Source organism: Litorivivens sp., from assembly GCF_057445395.1.
This window is the reverse complement of the sequence record NZ_JBVBUV010000112.1, coordinates 1-8,047: the sequence shown is the minus strand read 5'-3', so window position 1 is coordinate 8,047 and position 8,047 is coordinate 1. Positions and strand designations below refer to the sequence as shown.

Here is an 8,047-nt window from a genome sequence, read left to right as displayed (position 1 = left end):
GTGCTCAGTGGCCTGCCCGGCGGCGGTAACCATTGGGCCAAAAGTATCGCGCAGGGGCCTGATGGCTGGCTGTATTTCAATGTGGGCTCATCCTGCAATGTCTGCATTGAGGCTGACACACGCCGGGGTACCTTGATGCGCATGAAGCCAGACGGCAGCAATGCCGAGATCTACGCAACAGGCCTTCGCAACGCTACAGGGTTCGACTGGGCGCCATGGAATAAAGCACTTTATGCGGCTGATATCAGTCGTGATCTACTGGGTGATGATTACCCGGTGGATGAGCTGAATCTGGTGGTTGAAAATGGCTTTTACGGTTGGCCCTATGTGAATGCTTACGGTGACCCAGATCCGGACTACGGTCGGCAGCTGCCGGCAGGCCTTGACCCGAAAGACCCACTGCTGGGGATTCCCGCCCATACCACGCCTCTGGGCCTGCATTTTGTGAAGCATGAAACACTGCGCAAGGCGTTTCCGCGCTCTGCGCTGATGGCTCTGCACGGTTCCTGGAATCGCTCGGAACTGGACGGCTACCGGCTTGAGCAGGTTATCTGGAACCTTGATGGTTCCCTGCAGACAAAAACACTGATTGATGGTTTCTGGACCGGAGAAACGCTGGTGGGACGCCCCGTGGATATTGCCGAGGACAGTCAGGGCTCTCTGTATTTATCCGATGATTATGCTGGCGCGATCTATCAGTTGCGTTTGAAGGGGGACGACCCCGCCGTTGAGTGAAGCGACCAGCCTCTTGGCCGATTATGCAATCTTAAAAAGCGTAAATGCGGTGGTATACTCGCGCCCGGAATGAAAATATGTCTTTCGGAACTGCGAGTTACGCGCAATAGCGGTTCCAGATGAATGGAGAGCGGCATGAGCGATTTTAAGAAGTGGGAATGTGTTATCTGTGGTTTCGTTTACGACGAGGCAGAAGGCATTCCAGATGATGGTATTCCAGCCGGTACCAAGTGGGATGACGTGCCAGAAGATTGGGAGTGCCCAGATTGCGGTATCAGCAAATTTGACTTTGACATGGTTGAAGCCTGAACTTGTTAACCGGTACGCGCTGATCTATTCGGCGCGTGCGATACTGGCGTAGTTAACAAACGGCAAACGGAGAACAACAATGATACGGACAATGCTGGCAATGTTAGTTGTCGCCGTGTGTGCAGGCTGCGCACCGGAAGTCGGTAGTGACGCCTGGTGTGAAGATCTAAAGGCGAAGCCGAAAGGTGATTGGAGCGCTAACGAAGCTGCAGATTACACTAAACACTGCATCTTCTAACGCCGGAATCAACGAAAAACCGGGGTCGGATCGAGTATTTTTTATTCGATACGACCCCGGTTTTTTTATACCAGCTCGATAGCTGTGGCCAGTGCCTCGCCGCCGCCAATACACAGTGCTGCGATACCGCGTTTTTTGCCGTATTTCTGCAGGGCGTAGATCAGACTGATGATGATACGCGCACCGGTTGAGCCAATCGGGTGGCCCTGGGCGCAGGCGCCGCCGTGTACGTTCACTTTGGCGTGGTCAAGCTCCAGGTCGCGCATGGCCAACATGGTCACCATGGCAAAGGCCTCATTGATTTCCCAAAGATCCACGTCGTCCTTGGTCCAGCCGGTTTTGGCATAGAGTTTTTCGATGGCGCCGATTGGGGCGGTGGTGAACAGCTCGGGTTCGTGTGAGTTGCGGCTGTGGGCCACGATGCGCGCCAAGGGTTTGATGCCCCGTTTTTCTACTTCGGCGCCGCTCATTAATACCAGCGCAGAAGCGCCATCACTGATGGAGCTGGAGTTGGCCGCTGTTACCGTACCATCCTTCTTGAACGCCGGTCTCAGGGTGGGAATCTTGTCCAGATTGGCTTTGCCTGGCTGCTCGTCGTGTTTTACCACAACGTCGCCTTTGCGGGTTTTAAGCGTAACCGGTGCAGTTTCAGCGTCCAGGCTGCCGTTTTCAATCGCTTGTTGTGCGCGCTTGAGTGACTCAATGGCGAAGTCGTCCATCGCTTCGCGAGTAAGGCCATTGTCGTCAGCAGTTTGCTGGGCAAAGGCGCCCATTAATCCACCTTTATAGGCATCCTGCAGACCATCAAAAAACATATGGTCTTCCAGGCCTTTGTTGCCGGTGCCTACGCCGCCACGTGCGCCATTGACCAGGTGGGGTGCGTTGCTCATGCTTTCCATGCCGCCTGCCAGCGCGATATTGCAGCTACCTGCCTTGATCATATCGTGGGCGTAAATGGTGGTTTGCATGCCTGAGCCGCACAGCTTGTTGACGGTCACGCAGCCGGTGGTTTTGGGGACGCCAGCGGCCAGTGCTGCCTGGCGGGCAGGACCCTGTTTCAGGCCAGCCTGCAATACGCAGCCCATAATCACTTCTTCGATGTCTTTGCCATCGATACCAGCGCGGCTAACGGCTTCGGCGATCGCGGTGGTACCCAGTTCAACGGCTGTCGCGCCGCTCAGTGCGCCGAGAAGACCACCCATCGGGGTTCTTGCTCCACTGACAATATAAACGGAATCGGATGACATACGAGGCCCTCGCTTTGCTGTTCGGTATATAAAATGAGGGCGCATTTAGCCATGTTGAGGCGCTGTAGGCAAGGGTAGGCGGGGTTTTTGGGGGCAGGGCCGGCGCTCGTAAGCGCCGGTTTGCGGGCTTGTGAAATTAGGCGGCCTTGGTGTCTTTTTTGGATTCGCTGCTACCACTGCCGTCTGCGTAGAATTGGCTGAACCACTTCCGGAACTGATTAATGGGGCCGTCACCATCACAGAGTATCGGTTGAGGGCGGTAGACTTTATGCTCCCAGATAGGCATATCCTGCTGAACTTGCAGGGCAACATTCTGGATCACTGCCTGCGACATGATTTCCTGCCCTTCGTTCATTTCTTTGGGCTGGGTAAAAATAAACCGCAGGTGAACGGTTTTCTCGTCGATCGGCGTAACTGTACCCATCATGAAAGTCTCGAATACGCCGCTAAAGCGCTGCCAGGTTTGGCCGGGCCCGTTACTTGACGTGTCCAGGAATGAGTCGCGGAAGAGGGTGCCGGTTGTGTCGAATGTGCCGTCTTCAAAAATCTCCGGTGCTTTGCTGACGAAATGGGCGTGGCGCTGAAAACCTTCGTGCTTCACTTCTCCCTTGGGTACATCCTGGTTGCCATGGACATACATGAAGTGTGCAGCGTCACAGCCGTTTTCAGCGGTTTCCTGAATGTGCGAACGGAAGGTCCACTCGTAGGTGGAAATGTCGGTCCAGTCGTCGCTGTGTAGCTCGTGAAGTTGTTCCACCTCAAATAGCGGTGCAATCTGCTCCGGGTGGTACCAGACCCAGATGGATTGGTTTTTTTCAACCGTAGGGTAGGCGTAAATACAGGGTTTGCCGTTGGCTACCTTGGGGGGCATGTTGGCCGCATAGGGCACTGTTTTGCAGACACCTTCGCCGGAAAACTCCCAGGCGTGGAACGGGCAGGCGATGTTTTCGCCAGTGACCTTGCCGCCGTGACCGAGGTGGGCACCAAGGTGCGGGCAGTAGGCATCAAGCACTTTAGCTTCACCCGCTTCGGTGCGGAACATCACCATTTCCCGGTCAAAGTAGCGTAGTGGTTTAACCTCGCCGGGCTGAAGATCCCGAGACAGGGATACGCAGTACCAACCGAAGGGGATGGGAAGTTGGGCTGTATTTTCCATGGTTGACTCTCTCTTATGCTTTGCGCAGACAGCACTGTCGCTATCAGGCTTATCGAATAAAACCAGGTTGATGTGCCTGATTATCGAACGCGGCTCAGCTAAAAGTACACATGTGTTACCCATTCTGACGCGATTGTAATCTTTTTCAAGCTCGGAACAGTTTGTCGCGTACATTGCGTCGGTAATTGACGGGTGTTTCTCCGTACTCCCGACGAAACAAGCGGGAGAAGTAATTGGGGTCGCCAATGCCGACCGTCTGGGCGATTTCGCCCACCGCGAGATTGCTCTGCTGCAGCAGCTCGCGTGCCGCGCGCAAGCGCAGAGTGTTGAGATAATCGAGCGGTGATTGACCGGTCGCGCGCTTGAATCGCCGGCTCAGACTGCGTGTGCTAAGACCGCTTTCGGCCGCAAGATCTGGCAAAGCGATTGGTTGGTGAAAATGCTTGGCCAGCCAAGACTGCAGCGCGGCAATGGCTTCGTCGCGATGCAGATCGGTCTGGCCAACACGGTAGGCGTGGGAGTGAAAGGGACGTCGGATTTCAGGTGAAAACTGGCGTTCCACCCGATGGGCTACGGTGGTTCCCCAGCGTTCGCCAATCAGGTGTACCAGAAGGTCGGCGATGGAGTTGATGCTGCCAGCGCAATAAATCCGCTCAGATTCCGTGATCAGGTAATTGCGGATCAGTTCAACCTGCGGATATCGCTGGGCGAAATCATCAAAATAGTGCCAGTGGGTCGTAGCTGGCCGTTTTTCCAGCAGGCCCGCTTCGGCCAGCAGGTAGCTGCCGGTGCCCACCGTGCACAGGGTGGCTCCGGCGTCATATTGCGATCGCAACCAGGGCGACAGCCGGGCCACATTTATATGTTTGAGCGGCTGACGCCAGCGCGTGGGCAGGATGATCAGATCATAGGTATTCGATGCGGCTATCGTAAGGTCGGGCTCAAGCACTAGCCCGCCAGCGGTATTGACCTTTTGCCGGGTAAGCCCCACCAGTGACACTCGCGGCGCGGGTTGCCGTTGTATGCGCAACTGGTCGGCAGCCGCGTTAAGCATTTCGGCTGGCAGGCTGATGCTCGAGGTGAGCGCGTTGGGAAGTGCGATCAGTGCAATGTTTACCATGCTAATATTGTATGGCTTAATTATCTCTTAAAGTGGCCATATTATACTAATCACGGCGCCGCCGCCTTTCCTAAAATAGCTGCCACATAATGATGAAGTGGGCAGGATTAGTATTGTGGCGCGGTTACCGGTAATAACAGGCTTTGGGGGCATTAATCCAGCGGGCAGATCATCTTTCCACCACGGCTACCGCCGATTGGTGCTCGATGCTCTGCCTGAAAGCAAGGTGCAGCGCACGCTGCAGAGTCTGGCGGCGCTCATGGGCCGCTCCGTGCATGACCGCGATGACATTCTCAACCATACCCTGATTCGTAAAATCGAACGGGACTGGTTTGATACCGAAGCGATTCCCTGCAACCGGCATATGCCGTTAGCACCGGCCGAAGAAGCCGTGAGTTTTGTTACTCGCGCGCGCAACCTTCCGGAAACCCTGCCAGAGAGCTGGACTGTTACCGAGGTGGAAAAGGGGCGGGTGCGGGTTGATATGCGTGGCGTCAGCGATTTTCTGGTGCAGACCACGCGAACCAGCGAAGTGCGTGCTGCAGGGCAGTTGCCGAGCGGTTTTGATCCCGCGGCATTGTACCCGTCGCGCAATCACCCCCGCGGTCTGCAGCTGGCCATTTACGGTGCTTCAGATGCCATACAGTCGGTGGGGATTGAGTGGCAAGCACTGCTGTCTGCAGTGCGGCCAGATCAGGTTGGAGTTTATGCCAGTTCAGCGATGGCACAGCTCGATGATAATAGTTTTGCTGGTCTGCTGTCCGCCCGCCACAGCGGCAAACGGGTTACCTCCAAACAGTTGGCGCTGGGACTGGCCGATATGCCCTCCGATTTCGTCAATGCCTATGTACTGGGCAATATCGGCAGTACCGGGCCGTCGTTGGGCGCCTGTGCGACCTTTCTCTACAACCTGCGCGCGGGCGTGCAAGATATTCGCAGTGGGCGGGCGCGCATCGCGATCGTGGGCGCTGCTGAAGCACCGATAAATCCCGATGTCATTGACGGCTATGCGACGATGGGAGCCTTGGCTACGGATGCGGGCTTGATGAAGCTCGACGGCACCGATCGGTTGAGCGAGGCGGATTATCGACGTGCCTGTCGCCCCTTTGCTGAGAACTGTGGGTTTACCATTGCCGAAGCTACTCAGTTTGTGGTGCTGATGGATGACGAGTTGGCGCTGGAGCAGGGGGCGATGATTTATGGCTCGGTGCCGGATGTCTTCATCAATGCCGATGGCTACAAGAAGTCTATCTCTTCGCCGGGGGCAGGTAATTACCTTACGGTGGCCAAAGCGGCATCGTTGGCGCGTGAAATCCTTGGGGACACGGCGCTGCGTGAACGCAGTTTTGTGCAAGCTCACGGTACCGGTACCCCGCAGAACCGAGTGACCGAATCGCATATTCTTAATGAAGTAGCCAAAGCGTTTGGAATTGGCAGTTGGCCAGTAGCAGCGATCAAGGCCTATCTGGGGCATACCATATCTTCAGCCAGTGGAGATCAGCTTGCTGCCACACTTGGTGTGTGGGCGGAGGGTATTTTACCGGGTATCGCAACGGTCAGCCGCTTTGCCGACGACATACACACTTCAAATTTAAGTCTGAGCCAGGCGCATCGTGAAATCGATTGCGATATAGCGCTGTTAAACTCCAAAGGCTTTGGCGGCAACAACGCGACCGCGACGGCATTTTCCCCGGCGGCTACCCGACGACTGCTTGAGGCAAAACACGGCAAAAGGGTACTCGCGCAATGGCAGGCGAAAGAAGAGGCCGTTGCTGTGGAGGCGGCGCGTTACGATGATAAAGCCATAAGTGGAACCGCCAACGTAATCTATCGTTTTGACCATCAAGTGTTATCGGGTGAAGAGCTCACCCTGAGTGACACTGAAATATCACTGCCCGGTTATGCTCAGCCGGTGTCACTGGCAGTGGAAACCCCCTATGCAGACTGGTTGAATAAGGTCTGATCCCATGGAGGCGGCTTCAGGCCGCCCGTCCACCTAAAAATTTATCAAGGTTGGCCCTCCCGGCAAGACAAGCCGCCACTTTCATGATTGAATGTGTCGCCGGAAAAGGGGCTGAAACCGCCCGTTCTCCGTCGAAAAGCCGCAATTGGTGATAATTTGCGCGTTTTTCGTATCAGTCTGAGGAGGGAGGCAGTATTAATGAATGGTGAAGCCAAAGCGCGGGTAGTGATGAAAGTACCGCGCGACCAGGCCTGGAAGCGTTTACGTGATCTGGGCCAGGCACATAACTACGTGCCCGGTATCATCAAAACCGAAATTACCACCGCAAAGAAAGAAGGTGTGGGCGCCAGTCGCAAAGTCTATCAATCAGAGACCCGAGCCCTCGATGAAACCGTGGTGGAATGGGATGAGGGGCACGGTTTCCTTATCAAGCTTCACCGGGGCGAACACGGTTCTCAGCCACCCTTTAAAGAGGCCTATTTTCGTTATCAGTTAGACGATGCTGGCAATAACCAGACGGCGCTGACCACCTCTTTATTGTTTACCATGCGCTGGGGGCGGTTGGGCGATTTTCTGCATCGCCGCGTGCTGGCCAATGTATTTCGCTCGGTCATTCGCGATGTAGCCCTGAGCATGAAAGCCTACTACGAAAGTGGCGAGCCGACGACGCCAGAAAAACTGAAACAAATCAAAGCTGACCTCAAAGCGAAATAGTGTGGATGCCATGGATGCCCTGACTCTACTGAAGCAGCGAAACTCCGCAGCTAAGCTCACCGAGCCCGGTCCGGATGCGGAGCAGCTTACTACCCTTATTCAAGCGGGGATGCGCGCGCCTGATCATGCGCGTTTGACGCCCTGGCGTTTTCTGGTCATTGACGGTGAGGCGCGCAATGCGCTGGGTAATCTGTTTGCCAAAGCGCTTGCACAGCGCAATCCCGAAGTTACAGAAGCCGAGCTGGAAAAAGCCAGGTCCAAAGCCTTACGAGCCCCCTTGGTTATCGCTGTGGTGACCCGTTTTGTTGAGCATCCCAAAGTTCCAGTAATAGAGCAGCAGCTGTCCGCCGGTTGCGCTGCTTACGGCATATTGCTCGCGGCAGAAGCGATGGGTTTGGCCGGAATCTGGCGCACGGGTGCCAATGCTTTTGATCCCAATGTGCTTAAGGGTTTAGGGTTATCTACCGGGGAATCGCTGGTCGGCTACCTGTACATTGGTACTCGCGATGGGCGAGCCAAGCCCCTGCCAAACTATGACGCAGAGCAATTTGTGACTCGCTGGCCC

General features: G+C 55.5%; 9 protein-coding genes. 6 read left to right on the top strand and 3 right to left on the bottom strand.

Features of this window, described 5'->3' with window-relative positions:
- From AC222A_RS18265 to AC222A_RS18255, 3 genes are all read left to right on the top strand, one after another.
- On the top strand, positions 1 to 735 hold a 735-nt coding region (locus tag AC222A_RS18265; protein WP_486775396.1), incomplete at its 5' end, for a PQQ-dependent sugar dehydrogenase.
- 135 nt (positions 736 to 870) lie between these two features.
- Positions 871 to 1,044 (top strand): rubredoxin, encoded by a 174-nt coding sequence (locus AC222A_RS18260; RefSeq protein WP_372750065.1) that lies wholly within the window; start codon positions 871 to 873, stop codon positions 1,042 to 1,044.
- Between the two features lie 79 nt (positions 1,045 to 1,123).
- Positions 1,124 to 1,282, top strand: a complete 159-nt coding sequence (locus AC222A_RS18255; protein WP_372750064.1) for a DUF3012 domain-containing protein — start codon at positions 1,124 to 1,126, stop codon at positions 1,280 to 1,282.
- Between the two features lie 65 nt (positions 1,283 to 1,347).
- On the opposite strand, the gene AC222A_RS18250 is transcribed toward AC222A_RS18255, so the two are convergent.
- From AC222A_RS18250 to AC222A_RS18240, 3 genes are all read right to left on the bottom strand, one after another.
- On the bottom strand, positions 1,348 to 2,529 hold the full coding sequence (locus AC222A_RS18250) for a thiolase family protein (RefSeq protein WP_372758426.1): 1,182 nt from the start codon (positions 2,527 to 2,529) through the stop codon (positions 1,348 to 1,350).
- 136 nt (positions 2,530 to 2,665) lie between these two features.
- Complete coding sequence (locus tag AC222A_RS18245) at positions 2,666 to 3,685, bottom strand: Rieske 2Fe-2S domain-containing protein (protein WP_372749208.1); 1,020 nt, start codon at positions 3,683 to 3,685, stop codon at positions 2,666 to 2,668.
- Positions 3,686 to 3,830: 145 nt separating this feature from the next.
- Positions 3,831 to 4,805 (bottom strand): GlxA family transcriptional regulator, encoded by a 975-nt coding sequence (locus tag AC222A_RS18240; protein WP_372798151.1) that lies wholly within the window; start codon positions 4,803 to 4,805, stop codon positions 3,831 to 3,833.
- Positions 4,806 to 4,920: 115 nt separating this feature from the next.
- On the opposite strand from AC222A_RS18240, the gene AC222A_RS18235 reads away from it, so the two are divergent.
- The 3 genes from AC222A_RS18235 to AC222A_RS18225 form a co-directional block, all read left to right on the top strand.
- Positions 4,921 to 6,768, top strand: a complete 1,848-nt coding sequence (locus AC222A_RS18235) for a beta-ketoacyl synthase (RefSeq protein WP_372749210.1) — start codon at positions 4,921 to 4,923, stop codon at positions 6,766 to 6,768.
- A gap of 198 nt (positions 6,769 to 6,966) precedes the next feature.
- Entirely contained in the window at positions 6,967 to 7,482 is a 516-nt protein-coding gene (locus tag AC222A_RS18230) for an SRPBCC family protein (RefSeq protein WP_372749211.1), read from the top strand.
- A gap of 10 nt (positions 7,483 to 7,492) precedes the next feature.
- The coding region (locus tag AC222A_RS18225; protein ID WP_486775395.1) for a nitroreductase family protein at positions 7,493 to 8,047 on the top strand (555 nt) is incomplete at its 3' end.